Source organism: Neobacillus sp. GCM10023253, from assembly GCF_042653105.1.
GTDB classification, from domain to species: Bacteria; Bacillota; Bacilli; order Bacillales; family Cytobacillaceae; genus Neobacillus; species Neobacillus citreus.
Window position 1 is genome coordinate 93,892 of the sequence record NZ_JBHSHV010000019.1, and the last position, 21,293, is coordinate 115,184.

At 39.6% G+C, this 21,293-nt stretch carries 18 protein-coding genes; 14 read left to right on the top strand and 4 right to left on the bottom strand.

The features are described from left to right. Positions 1-5 precede the first annotated feature (5 nt). From ACFPA1_RS21725 to ACFPA1_RS21765, 9 genes are all read left to right on the top strand, one after another. Positions 6-839 (top strand): carbohydrate ABC transporter permease, encoded by an 834-nt coding sequence (locus ACFPA1_RS21725; protein ID WP_378585493.1) that lies wholly within the window; start codon positions 6-8, stop codon positions 837-839. Between the two features lie 68 nt (positions 840-907). Further along, the gene (locus ACFPA1_RS21730; RefSeq protein WP_378585495.1) at positions 908-2,224 is read left to right on the top strand and encodes an ABC transporter substrate-binding protein; all 1,317 of its coding nucleotides are present in this window, start codon (positions 908-910) and stop codon (positions 2,222-2,224) included. A gap of 87 nt (positions 2,225-2,311) precedes the next feature. Further along, complete coding sequence (locus ACFPA1_RS21735; RefSeq protein WP_378585498.1) at positions 2,312-4,108, top strand: sensor histidine kinase; 1,797 nt, start codon at positions 2,312-2,314, stop codon at positions 4,106-4,108. Between the two features lie 6 nt (positions 4,109-4,114). Beyond that, a complete protein-coding gene (locus ACFPA1_RS21740; RefSeq protein ID WP_378585500.1) occupies positions 4,115-5,725 on the top strand; it encodes a response regulator transcription factor in 1,611 nt (536 codons plus the stop codon). 596 nt (positions 5,726-6,321) lie between these two features. After that, on the top strand, positions 6,322-7,590 hold the full coding sequence (locus ACFPA1_RS21745; protein ID WP_213141142.1) for a lactate racemase domain-containing protein: 1,269 nt from the start codon (positions 6,322-6,324) through the stop codon (positions 7,588-7,590). A gap of 20 nt (positions 7,591-7,610) precedes the next feature. Beyond that, positions 7,611-8,381: an SDR family oxidoreductase gene (locus ACFPA1_RS21750; RefSeq protein ID WP_213141141.1), complete on the top strand. Its 771-nt coding sequence runs from the start codon at positions 7,611-7,613 to the stop codon at positions 8,379-8,381. 79 nt (positions 8,382-8,460) lie between these two features. Continuing rightward, a complete protein-coding gene (gene larE, locus ACFPA1_RS21755; protein WP_378585504.1) occupies positions 8,461-9,261 on the top strand; it encodes an ATP-dependent sacrificial sulfur transferase LarE in 801 nt (266 codons plus the stop codon). Between the two features lie 128 nt (positions 9,262-9,389). Next, positions 9,390-10,130 (top strand): response regulator transcription factor, encoded by a 741-nt coding sequence (locus ACFPA1_RS21760; protein WP_378585506.1) that lies wholly within the window; start codon positions 9,390-9,392, stop codon positions 10,128-10,130. 191 nt (positions 10,131-10,321) lie between these two features. Continuing rightward, positions 10,322-12,523: a glycoside hydrolase family 3 protein gene (locus ACFPA1_RS21765; RefSeq protein ID WP_378585508.1), complete on the top strand. Its 2,202-nt coding sequence runs from the start codon at positions 10,322-10,324 to the stop codon at positions 12,521-12,523. A gap of 110 nt (positions 12,524-12,633) precedes the next feature. Here ACFPA1_RS21765 and ACFPA1_RS21770 read toward each other — a convergent pair whose 3' ends face one another. From ACFPA1_RS21770 to ACFPA1_RS21785, 4 genes are all read right to left on the bottom strand, one after another. Then, complete coding sequence (locus tag ACFPA1_RS21770) at positions 12,634-12,912, bottom strand: hypothetical protein (RefSeq protein WP_213141137.1); 279 nt, start codon at positions 12,910-12,912, stop codon at positions 12,634-12,636. A gap of 11 nt (positions 12,913-12,923) precedes the next feature. After that, positions 12,924-14,204, bottom strand: a complete 1,281-nt coding sequence (locus ACFPA1_RS21775) for an SLC13 family permease (RefSeq protein WP_213141136.1) — start codon at positions 14,202-14,204, stop codon at positions 12,924-12,926. Positions 14,205-14,496: 292 nt separating this feature from the next. Continuing rightward, positions 14,497-15,612, bottom strand: a complete 1,116-nt coding sequence (locus ACFPA1_RS21780; protein WP_378585511.1) for a metallophosphoesterase — start codon at positions 15,610-15,612, stop codon at positions 14,497-14,499. A 92-nt stretch (positions 15,613-15,704) separates the two neighbouring features. Next, on the bottom strand, positions 15,705-17,840 hold the full coding sequence (locus tag ACFPA1_RS21785) for a YhgE/Pip family protein (RefSeq protein ID WP_378585513.1): 2,136 nt from the start codon (positions 17,838-17,840) through the stop codon (positions 15,705-15,707). Between the two features lie 212 nt (positions 17,841-18,052). On the opposite strand from ACFPA1_RS21785, the gene ACFPA1_RS21790 reads away from it, so the two are divergent. The 5 genes from ACFPA1_RS21790 to ACFPA1_RS21810 all read left to right on the top strand — a co-directional run bounded on the left by ACFPA1_RS21790 (position 18,053) and on the right by ACFPA1_RS21810 (position 21,290). Beyond that, positions 18,053-18,373, top strand: coding sequence for a hypothetical protein (locus tag ACFPA1_RS21790; protein WP_213141133.1), 321 nt, complete (start codon positions 18,053-18,055; stop codon positions 18,371-18,373). Between the two features lie 166 nt (positions 18,374-18,539). Beyond that, complete coding sequence (locus ACFPA1_RS21795; protein ID WP_378585516.1) at positions 18,540-19,217, top strand: hypothetical protein; 678 nt, start codon at positions 18,540-18,542, stop codon at positions 19,215-19,217. 5 nt (positions 19,218-19,222) lie between these two features. Beyond that, a complete protein-coding gene (locus ACFPA1_RS21800; protein ID WP_213141131.1) occupies positions 19,223-19,453 on the top strand; it encodes a 4Fe-4S binding protein in 231 nt (76 codons plus the stop codon). Positions 19,454-19,470: 17 nt separating this feature from the next. Next, positions 19,471-20,535 (top strand): 3-methyl-2-oxobutanoate dehydrogenase subunit VorB, encoded by a 1,065-nt coding sequence (locus tag ACFPA1_RS21805; protein ID WP_378585519.1) that lies wholly within the window; start codon positions 19,471-19,473, stop codon positions 20,533-20,535. Next, positions 20,532-21,290 carry a thiamine pyrophosphate-dependent enzyme gene (locus ACFPA1_RS21810; RefSeq protein WP_378585522.1) on the top strand — a complete coding sequence of 253 codons (759 nt, stop codon included), beginning with the start codon at positions 20,532-20,534 and terminating at the stop codon, positions 21,288-21,290. Before ACFPA1_RS21805 ends, ACFPA1_RS21810 begins: the two co-directional genes overlap by 4 nt. The last annotated feature ends 3 nt before the right edge of the window (positions 21,291-21,293 follow it).

Sequence of the window (21,293 nt, forward strand, 5' to 3'; positions counted from 1 at the left end):
TACAGATGGTAGAAAGATTAGATATGAGAAAGTTGATCATGACCATCATTATGGTTTTCATTGGAATTGCTTTTCTAATGCCATTCTTTTGGATGATATCTGCTTCTTTGAAAGTGGAAGAGGATGTATTAACTTTTCCGATTCAATGGATTCCTAAGCATTGGAATGCGGTTGAAAATTATAAAGAAGTTTGGACGGGGTCATTGCCGTTCCTACTATTATACTGGAATTCAATCAAGGTAACGGTTTTAACGACATTAGTTTCATGTACAATTTCATGCTTAGCGGCATATGGGTTTGCCAAAATTAATTTTAAAGGAAGAGATTTCATTTTCTTAATCGTATTAGCAACCTTCATGATACCACCGCAAACGTTGTTAGTTACACAATTCCTTTTATATAGATGGCTTGGTCTTTATGATACACACACAGGTCTTATTCTATTAAATAGTTTTAGTGTATTTGGAACTTTTATGCTGCGCCAATTCTATCTTGGAATTAGTAATGAAATCATAGAATCAGCGCGAATGGATGGTGCGGGTCATTTTAGAATTTTTAGATCGATCGCCTTACCATTAGTAAGACCTGCGATTGCAACTTATGCTATATTACGTTTTATTTGGACTTGGAATGATTTCCAAAATCCATTAATTTTCCTTAGAACAAAAGAATTATATACCATTCAACTAGGTGTAAACAGTTTTTCAGATCAACATGGCAGCGTTTACTCATTAATGATGGCTGCATCTGTTTCCGCCATTTTACCATTACTGATTATCTTCATTATCGGACAGAAAAACGTAATCGAAGGTATTCAACTGGGCGGAGTAAAAGGGTAGAAATGGTATGGACTTTCTATTTTTATAGGGAGTTGATATAAAACAATAAATTAAAGGGGGTAATTAAGATGAAAAAATGGGGAATATTGTTAGTTGTTTTTGCACTATTTCTGTTAACGGCCTGCTCAGGAAACGATAAAGCTTCATCCAATGATTCTAAATCCAATTCATCTAAAAAGGAAATTACGTTAAAATTTGTCCACTGGATTAATGAGGATGTTGGAAAATGGGATAGTGTCATTGCAAAATATGAAGCAGAGCATCCAGGAATAAAAGTCGAATCCATACCACTGGTAGAAAACATGAGCTCTGTGGATTATTTCAAACAGTTAGATTTGATGGCCTCTGCAGGCGATGATATGGATTTGATTATGTTCAACAATTCTCAAGATTTAGCAAAAAGAATTGATGCAGGACTCGTTGAACCAATCACTAAATTTACTAAAGCAGAAGGCATTGATGTTACTAAAGAATACAATTATAGCTATCCAGCTTTTAAGGGTGAGTATTATGGCTTACCAATGAAAAATGTCACGATGCTCGTTATGCTGAATAAGACACATCTTGATAAAGCCGGCTTAAAGGTTCCGACTGATTGGACATGGGATGATTATGCCGAATATGCTAAAAAGCTGACAACGGATGGTCATTATGGTTCATATTTGCACACATGGCATAACTTTCATTCTGTTTTAAAATTAATGAGTAAAGCAGAAGATAATATGATCTTGCACGAGGATGGCACATCGAACGCAGCTGATCCGATGTTGCGCGCATCACTGGAACTGCGAAATCAGTTAGAAAATGTCGATAAATCATCTGTTCCATTTGAAGAAATTTTATCGCAAAAAATGGACTACCGTCAGCAATTCTTTAGTCAATCCGCATCAATGGTTCCTTCCGGAAGTTTTATGATTACAGAATGGGGTCAATTTACACCAGAATTTAAAATTGCTTGGGCACCATGGCCAAAAGATAAGGCAAGTGATAAACCTGTAGCACAGATGGGCGGGGATTTAATTTCAATCGCCAAAAGCTCAAAACACAAGCAAGAGGCATATGAATTTATGCGTTGGTTGACAACTGAAGGGATTGTGGAACAAGGAATCTGGACACCGTCATGGAAGAAAGCAGATATGGACAAAGCGTTAGAAACAGTGGTAAATGGAGCCAAAAAACCTGATGCCATTGATATGGAATCATTGAAGCATGCACTTACCTCTGTTAAGGCAAGTAAAGTCATTGCTCCACCTCCATATATTACGGAAGCCTATAATGAATTTGGTGCTGAGGTGGAATTATATCTCCTTGGAGAGCAGAATCTTGATAAAACCATGAAAAACATCAAGGAAAAAGTACAAGCCGTAGTAGATGCTAATAAATAATTAGAATATTCATGCTATAATAGAGAGAAAACAGACATGTTTTCTCTCTATTTTTATTGTTTGAACTATTGGAAGCGGTGATCATCAGTGAAGTTATTTTGGAAAAAAATAAAGCAAATGTCGCTTCGAACGAGATTAATTATTTCCGTCATTCTCTGCATTTTTTTTCCGTGGGTTAGTACCTACATCGTTTCAAATTATTTTACGAAAGACGTATTAGAACAACGTGCAGCCAAACAATCAGAAGATGATTTACGGATGCTTGAATTAGGAATAAAGAATATGTTTGACGATATGATCTATACATCTAACTATATTCAATTTGATTCGAACATGAATCAGTTACTAAAATCACATAAGTTAATTGATGCAGATTCACCCAGCGTAAAACAAGAAATAGCTCTTAATTATATAAGAATATCAAATGAATTGTCTGGAATTACTGATTTATTAATGCCTATGTATATTACCATTTTGTTTAAAAATGACTTATATTACACCAATTATTCACGAATCGATTTTAATCCTTTACAATTCAAAGAAAAACCATGGTTTGAAAAATTGGACCACTTAAGTTTTTACCAAACCTATTGGCTGGGTGCACATCCAACCTTCATTAAATCTGATAGAGAAACTTACCCGTATCTTATTACGATTGGAAGAAGGATTCAAAGTTCTGATTCCTTAAATTCATATATCATTATTAGTTTAAAAGAAAATGAGATTAAAAAGCTTTTTAGTCAGTTTCAAAGTGAAAAGAGGGCAAAATTTTATTTGACCAATAAGACAGGAGAAATTTATTCAAGTTTGGATAAAGATGAGGTAGGAATGAAATTACCCTACGATGTGATGAACGATCATTATCAAATTGTTGACTATGATGAAGAGAAGCATTTAATGGTTTCTTATCCAGTATCCTATTCAAATTGGAGATTGGTCAGCCTTGTCCCATATAAAGACACAATTGGTTCAATCAATATGGTAACTAGAACGACCATTTTGATTCAAGGTGGTTTTTTAGTTTTATTTTTAATTGGATTAATTTTGCTTGTGCGTGAATTTACGAAACCAATCACAAGATTACATCATGTGACAAAAGCAATCAAACAGGGTGACATATCAGCCAGGATCCATCTTCCTGGAAATAATGACGTCGCTCAATTAGGCCACAGCTTTAATCATATGCTTGATACCATCGAGGAAATGATTGAACAGATTAAAATACAGGAAGAAGCGAAACGAAATGCTGAATTAGACATGCTTCAAGCACAAATCAACCCGCATTTTTTATTTAACGTTTTAAATGCGATTCGTTTAAAAGTAAAAATGGAGGGAGATACCGGCAGTGCTTCACTCATTTATTCTTTATCCGCACTCCTAAGAATGACGATCAATCGTAATAACGCATTTATTCCTTTTGAAGAAGAGTTAAAGATTGTAAGGCATTATGTAGATTTAATGAATTTTCGCCACCAGCATGATGTAGAATTGGAGATCAACGTGAACGAAGCAGCTTCTCGTTTCCAAGTACCAAGATTTTTCTTACAGCCAGTCATCGAAAACGCTATTATTCATGGGTTTAATAATAGAAAAGAAACGATAAATATAAGAGCAATTGAACAAAGTCATACGTACTTGGAAATCATCATTACAGACAATGGGAAAGGTATGGACAAGCTCACATTAGAGCGATTGAGGGAGAAAGTTTTTCAACCATATCGTCATGACTATGTTAAAAGTCATCAATCGTTTAATGGAATAGGAGTGCAAAACGTCTACCAAAGGATGAAATTGATTTATGGAGAAGAATTTCAAATGGGGATCGACAGTATGGAAGGGGAAGGAACAACATTAACATTTAAAATACCAGTGCATAAGGGGTGAATGGGAATGTACAAAGTAGTTTTGGTTGATGATGATGTTTTCGTTATTCAATTTTTAAAGAAAATGATTCCGTGGCAGGACTATGGTTTCGAGATAGCCGCGCATTTTCAAGATAGTAGTTTGGCTTATAAATATCTGCAAGAGAATTCCTATGATGTATTGATAACCGATATAGGGATGCCCAAAATGACTGGAATCGAATTAATAGAGCAGCTGAAAAAATCAAACAGCAACTCGTATAATATCATCCTCTCTTGTCATGATGAGTTTCACTTCGCACAAAAGGCTATAAAAATAGGAGTCTATGATTATATTTTAAAAGAGACTATGGAAGAGATTGATATTATTGCTTTACTTGAGAGATTAAAGCAAAAGTTCGATCAAGAACGTTATACAAGTAATAAGCACCTAAATATCACCACATTTCTAGAGAAAAATAATATCAAATCAAATGTTATTGAAAAGCTAATGAAAGAACAGAATATGGAAAAAGCGGATTGGTGGAAAGAGCAAGAGCACCTTTTGGGAATGGATCTTTCACACGAGCATTATACACCGGTGCTATGCTTTATTGATCATTATCAAAAAGCGATCACTGAGTTTGAAAATGAAACCTTGCTTCAATATCGTGTAAACAACCTAATAGATGAAGTACTGACAAAAGTTCGTCAAAAGGTGCAGATTTTTTATTTAAAAGATACATTTCTTATTCTTATTCCATTGAACAGAAACAAAACGATGGATATAAATCAGTTTATCGAACTCATGATAAAAGAAATGCATAGGAAAATCCGTACGATTTTAAACATTAGTATTACTTCTTTTATCGGAGAACAAAATGTGAAGCACCAGCAATTAATCGAAAATATCCAACTTTTACTTAAAAATAAAGATCAACGTTTTTATTATCAACATGGCAGTATTCAATATTTTCGCCCAATTTCCTATATAAGCGATTCTATTTTTCATGATTATGTACAGATTTCACAGAAACTAAAAGAGTTGATCTTAAAAGATAAAAAAGATCAAATAGTAGAGAGTTTGTACCAACAATTAACTAATATAAAAGAGAAGAAATATTCTCCGGCAGTCATAAAAGATTGGGCAAATAAATTAATATTTGATATTAAATTATGCATAAGCGCTTTAAAACATTTTGAAACCCAATCAAATACGTCGACAGACCATTTTATTCAGGATGTCGAAACATTTGAACATTTAGAATGTGTATTAGAAGAACTCTGTGGTCAGTTCCTTGAACAAGTAAAGTCCATTAATTTGACAACAAGAAATAAAGATGTTTTAAAAGCACAAAAATATGTACAAACCCACCTTAGTGAAAAAATTTCTCTAAAAGAAGTAGCTGACCATTTACATTTAAATGCTAGTTATTTCAGTAGAATGTTCAAGAAGGAAATGGGAGAAGGTTTTATTGAATATGTGACAAGAATGAAAATGGAAAAAGCAATAGAATTGCTGGATCATTCGGTAAAGTCAGTAGAACAGATTGCATTTGAGTTAGGCTTTGAAAGTAAAAGTTATTTTTTAAAAACATTTAAAAAGAATTATGGCTTTTCTCCAAAGTCCTATAAGTATAAAGATAAAGAATCTATATAAATGCAAGGTTTTTTGCATAAAAAAACCAATCCACTATTTTATTTTTGTGGATTGGCTATTACTGGTTCTGATGAATCGAATGGTACGAATTCTCCGTGCTTTTCGATCAACTCAACAACTGTTTTAATAAGCTTTTTCATGGTTTATTTCCTCCTAGTGATTTGATACTCTCATTATCAGGGAATGGAAGGATTTTGACAAAGTGGCTGAAAACGGAAACATTCGAGGTGAAAACGAAAACAAAGTTACTGAAAGCGTACTTCATCTACCTTTTTCTTAGTATTTCGCTGTTTTTCTCCGTTTTTCAGGAGTTATAAGGTACAGGCAATTTTCAAAAACAACAACCATGGTAATTCGTTATTGGCTCACCAAAAATAAGAGTACACTTTAGCAAATAAATTGACGTAAAATAACGATAGTGATATGATACAAATGAATTTGTTAGTTTGATAAACAAATTAAATTAAATGGTGGAATACATCTCTTTTTTGTAATATTTGTAAGGGATTACACTGCGTAACAGATCTTGAAAAAAGGCCGTACATGTAAATTTTTCATAAGGAAACACTAAAGATATAGAGAAGGAGTGAAGAATTGTGGGTGTTATTCAAGACTTACTAAAAGATATCCCAGTGCCGAAGATGGCAAAAGTGAAAGTGAATTTTAGCGACGAGAAAATTGATAATCTTGAACATGCGTTAATGGATAAATTACAGCAAGAACATATAAGAAAAACAGTTAAGCCTGGAATGGAAATTGCCTTGGCAGTTGGCAGCAGGGGACTTGACCGGCTTGTTGAACTAACGGAAGTGACGGTGCGATTCTTAAAGGAACTTGGTGCGAAGCCATTTATTGTTCCAAGCATGGGAAGCCATGGCGGTGCAACTGCTGAAGGACAGCGTGAAGTGTTAGCGCATCTTGGCGTCACAGAAGAAAGTGTTGGCTGTGAAATCCGCTCCTCGATGGAAGTGGTTAAAATTGACGAACTGCCAAATGGTTTGCCAATTTATATTGATAAATATGCTTCAGAAGCTGATGGTATTGTCGTTATCAACCGGGTGAAACCACATACTGCTTTTAGGGGCCCTGTTGAAAGCGGCATTATGAAAATGATCAGCATTGGTTTAGGTAAGCAAAGAGGCGCAGAGGCCTGCCATCAATTAGGCTTTAAGTATATGGCGGAAAATGTTCCGGCAATGGCCAAGGTTATCATGGCGAAAAAGCCTGTTCTTTTTGGTGTGGCATCCGTTGAAAATGCTTTTGATAAAGTGGCAGCAGTGGACGTTCTTACGCCTGCAGAAATTATCGAAAAGGAAGCTGACCTGCAGAAAAAAGCAAAAGAGCTATTGCCTAAGCTTTTCTTTGATCAATTGGATGTTCTTGTGATTGATGAAATTGGTAAAAATATCAGCGGTGATGGAATGGACCCGAATATTACCGGACGTTATCCTACTCCGTACGCCTCTGGCGGCCCTGATGTTAACAAAATGGTCGTGCTATCTGTTACTCCTGAATCCGAAGGAAATGCCAATGGGGTAGGTACTGCTGATTTTACAACTCAACGCCTAGTGGACAATATGGACTTAGAAGGAACATATGCCAACGGCTTAACTTCAACGGTTGTGTCGCCTACAAAAATAGCCACCACACTGCCGAATGATAAACAGGCGATTCAAGCTGCCGTTAAGACGTGTAATATTTTAGATTTTACCAAAGTGAAAATGGTGCGCATTAAAAATACACTGAAGATCAGTGAAATAGAAGTTTCTGAAGCTTTGCTCGATTATATAGCCAATCATCCAAATATGGAGCAGGTTTCAGATTTATATGAAATTAACTTTGATGAAAATGGAAATTTATTTTAGAAAAATTGGGGGAGAACAATATGACAAACTTATTTGACCTAACCGGAAAAACGGCTGTAGCCGTAGGTGGAAATGGCGTATTAGGCTCAGCTATGGCAAAAGGATTAGCAGAGCATGGGGCAAAGGTTGCCATTGTCGGCCGCAATCTTGAAACAGCTGAAAAGGTTGTAAAGGAAATCGTCGAAGCTGGCGGGGAAGCGAAGGCTTTCCAAGCAGATGTTAGTTCAAAGGATTCCTTGCAGCACGCAGCAACTGAAATCGAACAATGGGCTGGCGGCTGGGACATTCTCTTGAATGCACCAGGAACCAACAGTGCGACTCCATTCTTTGATCTTGACATGGATGAGTATGACAAAATCATGGATATAAACTTAAAAGGTATTGTGATGACCTGCCAAATTTTTGCGAAGCGAATGATTGAACAGGACAGAAAGGGCAGCATTATTAATATTTCGTCTGTTTCATCGACAACTCCGCTGTCCCGCGTCTTTACGTATTCTGTATCAAAAGCCGGACTTAATAGCGTGACCCAATTTTTAGCGCGTGAATTTGCGGCAAATGGAATCCGTGTCAATGCGATTATCCCTGGGTTCTTCCCTGCTGAACAAAATCGTAAAATTTTGGACAAGGAGCGGATCGAGTCCATTATGCGCCATACACCAATGAACCGCTTTGGTGAAGCTGAAGAGCTTCAAGGGGCAACTGTATGGCTTGCGTCTGAGAAAGCCTCAAGCTTTGTGACAGGCGCAATGATCCGTGTGGATGGCGGTTTCGGAGCAATGACCATTTAAACATAATGATGTCAATTCCCTAATAAGATAACAATGATGAAGTATAAATAGATTGATTTACCCGAGGGGAGAGGGGACAATGCTTACCGAGAAATACAGTAAATTACAGTCTATTCTCCGAGAAATGGATTCCGTTGTCGTTGCCTTTTCAGGCGGTGTGGATAGTACGTTTCTGTTGAAGGCTGCCTTCGAGACATTAGGGCCTGAGAAGGTCCTGGCGGTTACAGCCGATTCAGAAACCTATCCATCAAGCGAGCTTCAAGAGGCGATTAAACTAGCGGAAAAAATCGGCGTGAAGCATCAGGTAATTGAAACTTCCGAGTTAGCGATTCCCGGTTATGCAGAAAACAGTAAAAACCGCTGCTATTTTTGCAAAAGCAGCTTGTTTGATCATTTAATCCCTGTCATGGAAGAAAAGGGTTTTAAAAATGTCATTTATGGTGTTATTGCCGATGATATGAATGAATTCCGTCCAGGCATGCAGGCTGCTAAAGAGAAGGGAATTCGCGGCCCGCTTCAGGAAGCAGACCTTTATAAGGAAGAAATCCGCGAGCTTTCCCGCGAGTTTGATTTGCCGACGTGGGATAAACCATCGTTCGCCTGTCTTTCTTCGAGGATTGCCTATGGTGAGTACATTACGAAAGAAAAGCTGACAAAGGTGGAAAAAGCAGAATACTATTTAAAATCCTTGCAAATCCGCCAGGTTCGCGTAAGAACTCACCAGGATATCGCTCGAATTGAGGTAGAGCCTAAAGATATGGCAATCATTCTTGAAAATCATGATACCATTGTGCGTAATTTACAAGAGTTTGGCTATAAATATATAACACTTGATTTAATTGGCTATCAAAGCGGAAGTATGAATAAGGTTCTTTCCTAAAAGCTTTTTTCATTTGTTTTGCCTCCATAGAAAATTCACCTTTAAAAAAGGCTTTTGGACTTTTCCAAAGCCTTTTTTTATAGATTGATAGACTGACGGTTATTAAAAAAGTGGAAAGAGGTGAGCACATGAAAAAAATCTTACTGGTTGACGATGAGAGGTGGGTTCGGACAGCCCTTAAGTGGACAATCAAAAAGTTGGCACTTCCTCTAGAAATTATCCATGAATGCGGGAATGGTTTGGAGGCACTGGACTGGATCAAGCAAAATGACGTTGACCTTGTCATTACAGATATCCAAATGCCGATAATGGACGGGCTTTCGTTGGCGAATGAACTATCGAAGTTAAACAAGAAACTGGATTGTTTTATCATTAGTGTTCATCATGAGTTCCAATTAGCGCATCAGGCGTTGAGGAGCGGTGTGACGGATTACCTTATTAAACCGATTGACGAAAAAGAATTAAAGGAATGCCTGGAAAGATGGTTATTTAAACGAAATAAGGAAGAGACAAGTAGAAAAATTGCTCAAGTACTGGATGAAACAATTCCATCATCTACCATTGAAAGGGTATTACAATATATAGAAAAAACCCCTTTAGATCAAATAACTCTAAAGGCTGCCGCAGACCATGTCCATATTAATCCCAGCTATTTAAGTCAATTATTCAAACAGCAGTTCAATAAAAAATTTGTTGGCTACATCACGGAGCTGCGAATTGAAGAGAGTAAAAGATTGCTACAGAATACATCATTACGCATGTCAGAGATTGCGGAACGGGTCGGTTATTCGGATTTAGCTTATTTTAGTAATAATTTTAAAAGAATTACGGGTAGTTCTCCATCTGAATTTAGAAAATCAAGCGACTAACGGAGTCTATAAAATGACTCATTTTTTCGCTTTTAAAAATAGTAATTTAGAATTAGGTCAATAGACTTATTTTTCTTAATATTAAAAAAACACAAATATAGCAAAAAAAATCCTATACTACTATCATTCGATATCCTCTTAAAATTATGGTTGAAAGCGTTTACTAAAACCGATTAATAGGGGGAAGAAAAATGGCGTCAGTATCAAAGCAAATTAGAAAAACGTCAAGACTGAGAAAAACACTTCTTACGGGTTCACTTGCTTTATCTCTGTTAGCTCCAGTCATGGTCCCGCAGGTAAGTGCAAATAGTAATGAAGACTTGGGGTATGTTGACCCAGCTTCACAAAATGCCGGAAACGGCGGGGCAGATACGGTTACATATCGTATTGCAGCTAACTCGGTTACCGGTCAACCAGAAATTGAGGCAGCAAAGAAAGGCGTTCTGACAGCGGATGGGAAGCAATTCAGAGATTTAGATGGTGACAGGAGTTTAGATCCTTATGAGGACTGGAGAAAACCTGTTAATGAGCGGGTAGCCGATCTGGTGTCAAAGATGACTTTGGCTGAAAAGGCGGGCATGATGTTAATTAACACGCACACTCCGATTGCCAACCCGGCTGATGGAAGATATGTAAGTGCAGATGATCCGATGATTGTTGGGAAAAATATGCGCCATGTCATCTTCCGTCAAACTCCGACCGTCGATGTGATTGCAAAATATACAAATCAGCTTCAGGAATTAGCAGAGGAATCGAGGTTGGGTATCCCAGTTGTTGTCACTTCAAACCCTCGTAACCATGCTTCCACAGATTACACTAATAATAGTGACGGTGCAGGTATGCACACCTTCTGGCCTGGGCCGCTAGGGTTTGCAGCAGCCCGAGACGCAGAAGCAGTTAAGGAATTCGGACAAATTGCTGCTAAGGAATGGAGAGCGGCCGGCATTCGCAAGGTTTATGGTTATACAGCCGATGTCTCCACAGACCCATTATGGGCAAGAATCGAAGACACCTTTGGTGAGGACCCTGCTCTAGCATCAGACATGGTATATAACGTCATAACCGGCTTCCAGGGCGAAAAGCTTGGCAGCGACAGTGTTTCGATTACGGTCAAGCACTTCCCTGGCGGCGGGGCGCGTGATAACGGTTTGGATCCACACTTTGTAGAAGGTAAATTTAATCCATATCCAACTGCGGGAAGCTTATTAAACTATCACATTCCTCCTTTCAAGGCAGCAATCAAGGCAAATGTAACGTCTGTTATGCCATATTATGCGTATCCAAGTAACGAGTACAGTGCCGATCAAGGATTGCCTAAATATAGTTCGACTCAGCAATTTGAAGAAGTCGGCTTTGCACTAAACAAAGGAATTTTGGATTTCTTGCGAAATGACCTTGGTTTCAAAGGATATGTAAACTCTGATACGGGTGCTGTTGGAAACAACGCTTGGGGTGCCGAAGATTTATCACCGGTAGGAAAAGTAGCGAAGGCCATAAAGGCAGGGACCGATATTATTTCAGGTTCATCCGACCCGCAGCTAATTATCGATGCAGTTAAATCAGGTTTACTACCAGAATCGGAAGTTAACGAGTCTGTGACCCTATTGCTAACAGAAATGATGAATTTAGGTCTATTTGAAGACCCATATGTAAATCCGCAGCAAGCTTTGGATGTTGTCGCAGATCCTAAGGCTCAAGCATTAGCAGATGAAGCACACCTTAAGTCGGTTGTTTTATTACGCAACGATAAAAATATCTTGCCGTTAAAAGATGCTAAGCTGCAAAAAGTGAAGCTTTATGTTGAAATGTTCACTGGCGGAGATGCAGCCGCAGCAACAGCCAATTTAAAACAGACCATTAAAAATCACGATGCCTCTATCACCATCGTAGATTCACTAGCGGAAGCAACACATGCGTTTGTTTGGGTGAAACCGGCACAATCCAACTGGGATAACAATCCGCGAATCACAGTAGGTCCTGAAACAGGCATCGCGAATGTGGCTCGAATTGTTGAAATTCAAAAAACTGTTCCAACAATTACGGCAATCAACTTTATCAGCCCATGGTTAATTAATCAAATTGAACCAAATGCGGCCGCTGTTTTAGCCACATACGGAACGAAGCCTGAAGCAGTAATAGATGTCATTCGCGGCGAATTTAACCCGATTGGAAAGCTGCCGATGGCCATCCCTGCTAGTGCTGAAGCAGTTGAAAATGAAGTTGGTGATGTCCCTAGCTTTGCACCTGAAGAAACCCCGAATTATTCTTATGTAAATAAAGCTGGTAACAAATACGAGTACGGATTTGGTCTTTCTTATAATCAAGGAAAAGCTGTTGGAAAACCAGACCATGCGGGTGAAATTGGCACACCTGATCATGCTCAACAAAAATAAAAAATATCAGGTAAGGGCTGTCCCCATAAGGGCAGCTCCTTTTGCCCTTTTCATCAAATGTTTGAAATGGAAAAAATAACGGCTGCCATTTGAATGGCAGCCGTCATTAATTATACCCACTTTACTTCTAGCAAAAATTGTTCCTTAAATAGCTGAATTAAAAACTCATTATAAAAGTCGTTTCTGACGATCACTTGATAGCGGTTATTGGCATGAATGTAAAAATGAATGTCTGTCAGGACCTTATTATCGTCGAAATATTGGCGGACTTTTTCAATCCCTTTTTTCTGTTCCTTTGATAGAAGGGTAATGGAGAATTCAAAATCATCTCCATTTTTCTTTTCCGTTAATTCAATCAGTTTCTCGTTCAATTTATACTCAATCTTCATCTAATCCCCTCCTAAATTAAATATCTCAAATAGATATAAACTGTACAAATCATAATTGAAAGAATCATTAATGGAAAGGCGATGAGCAAGAATTTACCGAATGAAATATGATGTCCTTCCTTAGCTGCCAACCCAGCCACAATGACGTTGGCACTCGCGCCAATCAAGGTCCCGTTCCCACCGAGACATGCCCCTAGTGCCAGGCTCCACCAAAGCGGTTCAAGGTTTTGAATACCAAGATCGCCCATATCTTTAATCATTGGAATCATCGTGGCAACAAACGGAATATTGTCTATAAATGCAGATGCAATCGCACTTACCCACAGAATTAAAAGCGAGGTGGAGGTAACGTTTCCACCAGTAAGATGAACAGCTTTGTCTGCCAATAAGGAAATGACGCCCGTCTCAACCAATCCGGATACAAGGACAAACAGTCCGATAAAGAAGAAAATGGTTGTCCATTCTACTTTTTCTAAAGCCTTATCCAAATACTTTTCGCCTGTTAATAAAAGCAGCAGGAAAGCTCCGGCTAAAGCAACAGTGGCTGATTCAATATGTAATAATTGATGCAGGAAGAATCCTAATATCGTTAATCCGATGACAGTTAACGATTTTGTTAATAACACTTTATCGGTTATTTCCTCTTTTTCATCCAAATCCATTACATTTGCTTTTAGTTCAGGCGATGTTTTGAGTTGTTTTCGATATATGAAAGCCAAAATGGCAATATTCACAAAAAGGATAAGAAATGAAATAGCTGAAAGGTTATAAATGAATTCCATAAAGGTTAGTTCTTTAACAGCGCTTCCAAGCATGATATTCGGAGGATCACCAATCAGAGTAGCGGTTCCGCCAATATTTGACGCAAGAATTTGCGTTATTAAAAATGGTATTGGATTCACCTGCAGTTGGCGAGTAATACTGAAGGTAACAGGGACCATCAACAGGACGGTGGTAACATTGTCCAAGAAAGCTGAAACTACTGCCGTTATGATCCCGAACATAATTAGCGTTTTTAAAGGATCAGCTCCTGCCTTTTTGGCGGACCATATAGCAAGATATTTGAACAAACCCGTTTCGGCTGTAATGGTAACGATAATCATCATACCGGTTAATAATCCAATGGTATTAAAATCAATATGATGAAGTGCTTCTTCTTGTCCGACAATTCCCAGTACCACCATTAAAATTCCACCGATCATGGCGATGATGGTTCGGTGAATCTTTTCTGTGACGATAAAGGCATAGATGACGAGAAAAACGCCTAATGCTATGAGTGCTTGTGTTGACATGTTTCGACCTCTTCTCCCTAATTTCTGCTTAACAAGTGAATACAAAAAGGAGTCCAAAAATATCACAGACTCCAATTCACCGAATATTTTCTTATTTAATTTTATAAAAGTCTGCATAGGTTGTAAAGTGTCTAAACAAATAGATGTTGTCCAAGCTTTCGTCTGTAGCCGCACATTCCTCCAATGGAAATGGACAGCCAGAGCAAGAAAGCCGGACAACAATTATTATTTTAATCATATCCATCTGCAAAACAATGGATAATTTGTGAATAAAAAGATAACATTTTAAGACCTAGTGGCCTAATTTATTTATAGTTTTAACCATTTCCTTATGCTCTGACATTAATAATTTAAACAGCTCGGCATCTGTTTGGACAAGCGGTTTGCCGTTTTCGTCCGCAATCGGTCTGACCTGGGATATGCCATTTACGACCTTCCATTTGCCGGCTACTTTTTTAATATTTAAATCAATAATCCCCAGATGACTTCCGAACGCTCCTGCCATTACGACTGGTTTTCCATTTATTCGTCCGGTTTTCATATCGGTGTTGGTAATCTTTTGATAGGATGGCCCGGGAAACACGCTGTGAGAATGCCCAGAAAGGATCGCATCAATCCCAGGGATTTTTGTTAAATAGTAAACAGCATCCTCTGTATCGGGATGATATGGTTCGTCGGTGATTCCCGTATGGGCTAAAGCTATTACAACATCTGCACCTTCAGCCTTCATAATGGGGACATATTCCTTTGCGGTTTCTACAATCGGCCGTGGGAAAACTCTGCCTTCAAGGTTTGACTTATCCCACTTCATAATCTGAGTTGGCATGAAGCTTATCACTCCAATTCTCAGGTCATGTTTCTTCCCATCTTGGTCCTCTAAACTTCGTTTTAAAATGACGTAGGGTTTAAAATATGGGGTGTTCGTTTTTACAGAAATAACATTGGCGTTAATGGCAGGCATTTCGGCCCCTTTTAAAGCAGCATTTAAAAATTTTAATCCATAATTAAATTCGTGATTGCCGATTGCGATGGCATCATACTTTAAATGATTGAAGGCCCGGTAAACTGGGTGGATCTTGCCTTTGTTGATTCCTTTAATTCTGGCCAGATATTCGCCAAGGGGATTACCCTTTAAGTGATCGCCGCCATCAAATAATAGTGAATTCTTCACTTCGTTTCGTGCCTGGCGAATGAGAGAAGCAGTTTGAACCAGGCCGATTCGATTATTTTCCCTTGAAAGATAGTAATCATAGTTGATTAAATCTGCATGCAAATCGGTCGTTTCAAGCAATCTTAAGTCAATCGTCGTGCTTTTCTGTATTGCTGCTTTTGCAACCGGATACGTCGCGGAAGGCTGCAAAATGAATAGAAGGGTAAACAATAATAGAAAGGAAGTTTTTTTAAACAATAGAGGGACCTCCTTTGTTTTTAAAAGTATAGGTCCCAATAGTATTTGTTTTTTTAAAACAATTATTAATTAAAATTAGGCCGACATTCCTTTTAATGTATGAGTCTGCTTTCTTTTGCCTTTTTTTGCAGGGTGCCGCCGTATTTTTCAATCGGTCCTTTTAAAACTAAACCAAATATTAAAGTGATAGCGGTCATAACCGAAAGAATGGCAAGGTCTTGTTTGGCAACATCCCACTCGATTCCTCCGACGGCTTCCCGCATCAGGCTGATGGCATAGGTAAAGGGCAAAAAGGGATGAAGCTTTTGAAAGAATGACGGCATTACCTGAACAGGAAAGGTGCCGCCAGCACCGGAAATTTGCAGGACAAGAAAAACAATGGCCAACCCCTTTCCAACATTTCCGAAAATGGACACCAGTGTATAAGTAATCAGCATAAAGATAGCGCTAATCAATAATCCAAATAAGATAAACCAGGGCTTATCAACGACATAGGTCTTTAATAGCAGAATATCACCCGCGGTTACGATGAGAGATTGGCATAGCGCGATAGTCAAAAAGGTTAAAAAACGGCCTAAATAGACATGATTCGGATGATATGTGCCAGGTAAACCACTTATCCCAACTGGGATTAATGAAATAAGAAGAGTCGCTCCGACCCATAAAGCAAGTGTGGTAAAAAAAGGCGACATCGCCGATCCGTAATTTGGAATCGGAAATAGCCTTTTTTCCTTTAATAGAACGGGCTCGGCAAAAAAGTCACTTTCATTTTTGACATCGTTACGCAGCAAATCAATAATGTCACGGATATCCTCTGTTTTTTCAAATTCACGGATTTGATTGGCCAGATTTGTGATTTTTTGCTTTACAGCAGGGAAATCCCTTTTTATAAGAGCTAAATCCCGTTTCCCAATGGCAATTCCGGCTGCGGCATCCTGAAGGATTTTTTTAATTTGTGCAAGCGTTTGGTCAGCGTTTGCAAAAAATTCGTTTGCCTTGATGGGAACTTGTTTGGCGGCAGCACTGATTTGCGCAAAATTCGGTGCGATTTTGCTGTCATATTGATTCACAAGCTGAGTTAAACCTGATGACAGTTCTGAAGCAATTCGGTTAGTCCGCACTAACAGGTCCTGTGAGGGTGTCCCAAGGCTTTGAATCGTTTTTAAATTACTTAATAGGCTTTCGGCAGAGTCTTTTTGCTTGTTTAGTTGTGTTATTTCATTAGCAAAAAGTGGAGCCGTCCCCAAATCATTTATTTGATTTAATAGGTTGATTAAAAGAGTTTCTGCCCGGATTAATGCGGTAAGGCGGGTTATTCCATCGTTTAGTGCGCTTTGCCTTTCCTCTGAACTGGCGGTATTCGATAATAAAATTCCCATGACCTGTTCCACATCCGCTGCTGTTCGCTCCATATAGATGAGATTTTGCTTAACGGCGGGTGCGAGATTTTCGAAGGTTTCTTGATTACTGTCAAAAAATGTTGTCAGTTGTCCGGACAGCTGCTGGGCACGGCCTATGATGGAGTCTACTTCATTGAGTTTTACTTGTAAATCCGCCACGATTTTTTCTGCCTGGTCTGCGTCTTGATTCGCGGTATTGATGATATTTTCGGCCTCTGCCAAATGATCGTTTAACCAAAAAATCATGGTTTTCAGTTTCTCTATATCTGGCAGATTCTTTTGCAATTCAATACCAAGACGATTAAAGATATCAAAAATAACGCCATTGGCTGTCTTCACAAAGTTTTTGCTGATTTGCTCTTTAATGCCTGTGGCTCCTTTAGCAGTGATTTTTGGGGCAATAGCATTAATTTTTTCATTTACAACATAGATAAGTACCGGCTTTTGCGGGTTATCGCTGAGGATAGTGCCAATTTTTTCGGAGAAATCATTCGGAATCGTAATGCTCGCGAAATAGTCTCCGTGTTTCACGCCTTGGTCCGCTTTTTTAGCATCAACAAAATCCCAGCCAAGCGATTTATTTTGTTTAAGAGAGTTCACAACCTCTTTGCCGATGTTGATCTTTTTTCCTCTTAGGACGGTGCCGTTATCCTCATTGACAACGGCAATTGGAATTCCTCCCGTATGGCCGTATGGATCCCATGACGCTTTTATATTAAACCAGGCATAAAGAGACGGCAGAAACATCAGTGCGATAATAACGAGGGCTGCAGCCCAATTCGTCGTGACACTTTTTATATCATCTTGATAAATTCTTAAAATCTTCATATCAGCTAATCACCTAACAATGATGTTTAATAATTAATAGTATTTGTCATATTTACCTGTTGATACCCAAGATTTAAAAAGCAAATGCTAAGGATGCTGGTCAGAAATTTGTCAAAAACATATGAACAAATAGTGAATAATACTATCTTCATAATAAAAAAGAAGATAAATTTTTTATAATGATGGTAGTTAAATCAGGGAGGTAATTTGACATGAATATAACTACTATTATTGAATTAGAGAACCAAGAAGTTGAAGCGATTGCCGGTGCAAAATTAGTGTTCGCCCAGGAACAAATTGAGGAAAATATCATCGAGACCTGTGTGGAATGTTTCCAAGAGGAAGAGTCCGAAGATCGGATTTCAACGGAAGAAGCAATGGAGAGAGTGTTTGCTAAATTACAGGAAGATGGAGTTATTCCGGCAAATGTCGAGGAGTTTTCCTTTGAACTGCCATCCTGTGAGAGATTAAAAAGCAAAGCTGATAATATGGCCGACATTCCGCAAAAAGTTATTCTATCATTTGTGTCATAAAGAAGTTCCTAGGAGCTTCTTTTTTCCATTCTGAGTTGTAGGTAAGTGTGACATAAGTCAAAGTGGCAGACTTCCATGTGCTTGATAATGGAATTGGCAAACTTTGAAGATTGGTTTGGAGAATTAGTTTGTAAACGTTTACAAATAGCAGGGGGCGGTTGTTAATTTGAGTGCGAATGGCAGGATTACCATTTTATCAGGGCATTTTGGCAGCGGAAAAACCGAGATTTCCATCAATTTGGCTTTATCAGAACGGAGGAAACACGATAAAGTTGCCATCAATGATTTGGATATTATCAACCCTTATTATCGTTCCCGGGATGCTGCCTCAGTTTTCAGGGAGCATGATGTAGAATTAATCGCCCCACAAAGCCGCTTGGCTTCAGCGGATTTGCCAATTGTATCAGGAGAGATTTACCGGGTGCTCCATGACCCCCGCTATCGGTTAATCGTGGATGCCGGAGGGGACAAGGACGGGGCGACAGCGCTTGGGCAATATTATCATGAATGGAAAGAGTTGCAGCCGGAATTATGGTTTGTCTTGAATGCGAACAGGCCTTATGTCAGTACAGTAGAGGGGGCGGCATACACGATTGGCCAGATTGAAAAGGCATCCCGCTTGAAGGTGACCGGTATTATTAATAATACCAACATCGGTCTTGAAACCACCATGGAAGATGTTTGGCGGGGCCATGAGTTAAGTTGTCGATTGTCAGAAAAGCTGGATATCCCATTTTTATATACAACAATAGCCAATCATCTGAAAAAAGATGCTTGCGATTTTGCTTGCCGATATGAAGCGGTTTTTATTGAGCGGTATATGAAGTTACCTTGGGAAGGGTGAGTTCTATGGAAAAACGAGTTGTTTTTAATGAAGCCAGTTGTAAATCGTGCAGCCTTTGTGTGCAGGTTTGTCCCACCAATGTTATTTTTCTAGCAGACTATTTAAACGGAAATGGATACCGGCCTGCTAAAGTTGTTGACCAGGAGAACTGTATCAGCTGTGCCAAGTGCGCCCAGGTTTGTCCGGATACGGTCATCTCAGTATATAGGCCAGTCAAGGTATTACAAACGGTGTGATAGGGGGCGGTAGTTGTATGGGGAAAGTATTAATGAAGGGAAATGAAGTGATTGCAGAGGCGGCAGTCCATGCTGGCTGTAAATATTTTTTCGGTTACCCGATTACGCCGCAAAGTGAGCTGGTTGCCTACATGGCAAGACGGCTGCCGGAAGTGGGCGGTTTGTTTTTGCAGGCGGAAAGTGAGGTTGCCGCCATTAATATGGTGTACGGTGCCGCTTCTGCAGGAGTCCGGGTGATGACATCCTCATCAAGCCCAGGCTTTAGCTTGAAGCAAGAAGGGATTTCTTACCTAGCAGGAGCACAGCTGCCGGCCGTGATCGTCAATATTGCCAGAGGCGGCCCGGGGCTCGGCAATATCCAGCCCGCCCAATCGGATTATTTTCAGGTAACGAAAGGGGGCGGACATGGCGATTATCATACTCCTGTTTTGGCTCCAGCCAGCCTGCAGGAAATTGTTGACTTGACCAAGGATGCATTTGATATTGCCGACCGTTACCGGACACCGGTTATTTTGCTGGGGGACGGAATGCTTGGGCAAATGATGGAACCGGTGGAATTCACGGAGGGTACAGAAATTCGTACATTTGATAAGCCGTGGGCGACAACCGGGACACGTGGGGACGGCCCTCCTAGGACAATCACATCTTTAGACCTTGATGCCGAAAGTTTGGAAAAACGTAACTGGGAACTGCAGCGGAAGTTTGCTGCTATTTTGGAGAATGAGGTGCGCTTTGAAACGTATCTGACGGAAGATGCCGATTATATTATGGTGGCTTTTGGGACGGTAGCACGGATTACCATGAATGCTGTTAATAAGGCAAGAGAAGTAGGCGTCCGTGTTGGATTGATCAGGCCGATTTCATTATGGCCCTTCCCAGAGAAGCCTTTCCTTGAAACACGTGGCCGGGTAAAAGGCTATATTTCAGTAGAAATGAGCGCCGGACAAATGGTCGAGGATGTCAGGCTGGTTGTAGAGGGACATGCTCCGGTGGACTTCTTCGGACGAACAGGCGGCATTGTGCCAACTCAGGAAGAAATTTTTGAAAAAATCATGATGGCTGCCAGGGGTGTGACGGTATGACAATGAAGACAGTCTTTCAAAAAACGAGCGGATTAACTGACAAGCCTACGCACTATTGTCCGGGCTGCACTCATGGCGTCATTCATCGCCTGGTGGCCGAGGTTTTGGAGGAAATGGGTGTTTTGGAAGATACGGTTGGCGTGGCTTCAGTCGGCTGTTCGGTTTTGTCTTATGAATATTTTAACTGTGATATGACGCAGGCTGCCCATGGCCGCGCCCCGGCGGTAGCAACCGGAGTGAAACGGGTTCTGCCGGACCGGATGGTGTTTACCTATCAAGGTGACGGGGATCTTGCTTCAATTGGTATTAGTGAGGTCATCCATGCGGCTGCTCGTGGTGAGAATATTACCGTTATTTTTGTAAATAATGCCATTTATGGGATGACTGGCGGACAGATGGCGCCTACTAGTTTGATTGGGCAAAAGACAGCGACGACCCCTTTTGGCCGGGACGTCTCGGTCCACGGTTCACCGATTAAAGTTTGTGAAATGATTTCCGTGCTGGATGGCGCCGCATATATTGAGCGGGTATCAACCCATGATGTTCCTCATATTCAGAAAGCCAAGAAGGCCATTCGCCGAGCCTTTGAAACACAAAAAAGGGGCGGCGGCTTTTCAATGGTTGAGATTTTATCGACATGCCCGACAAACTGGGGGCTGGACCCTGCGGAGTCACTTGAATGGGTAAAGGACAATATGGTACCAGTTTACCCTTTAGGGGTTTATAAAAATTTATCTATAGAAGGGATTAAATAAAAA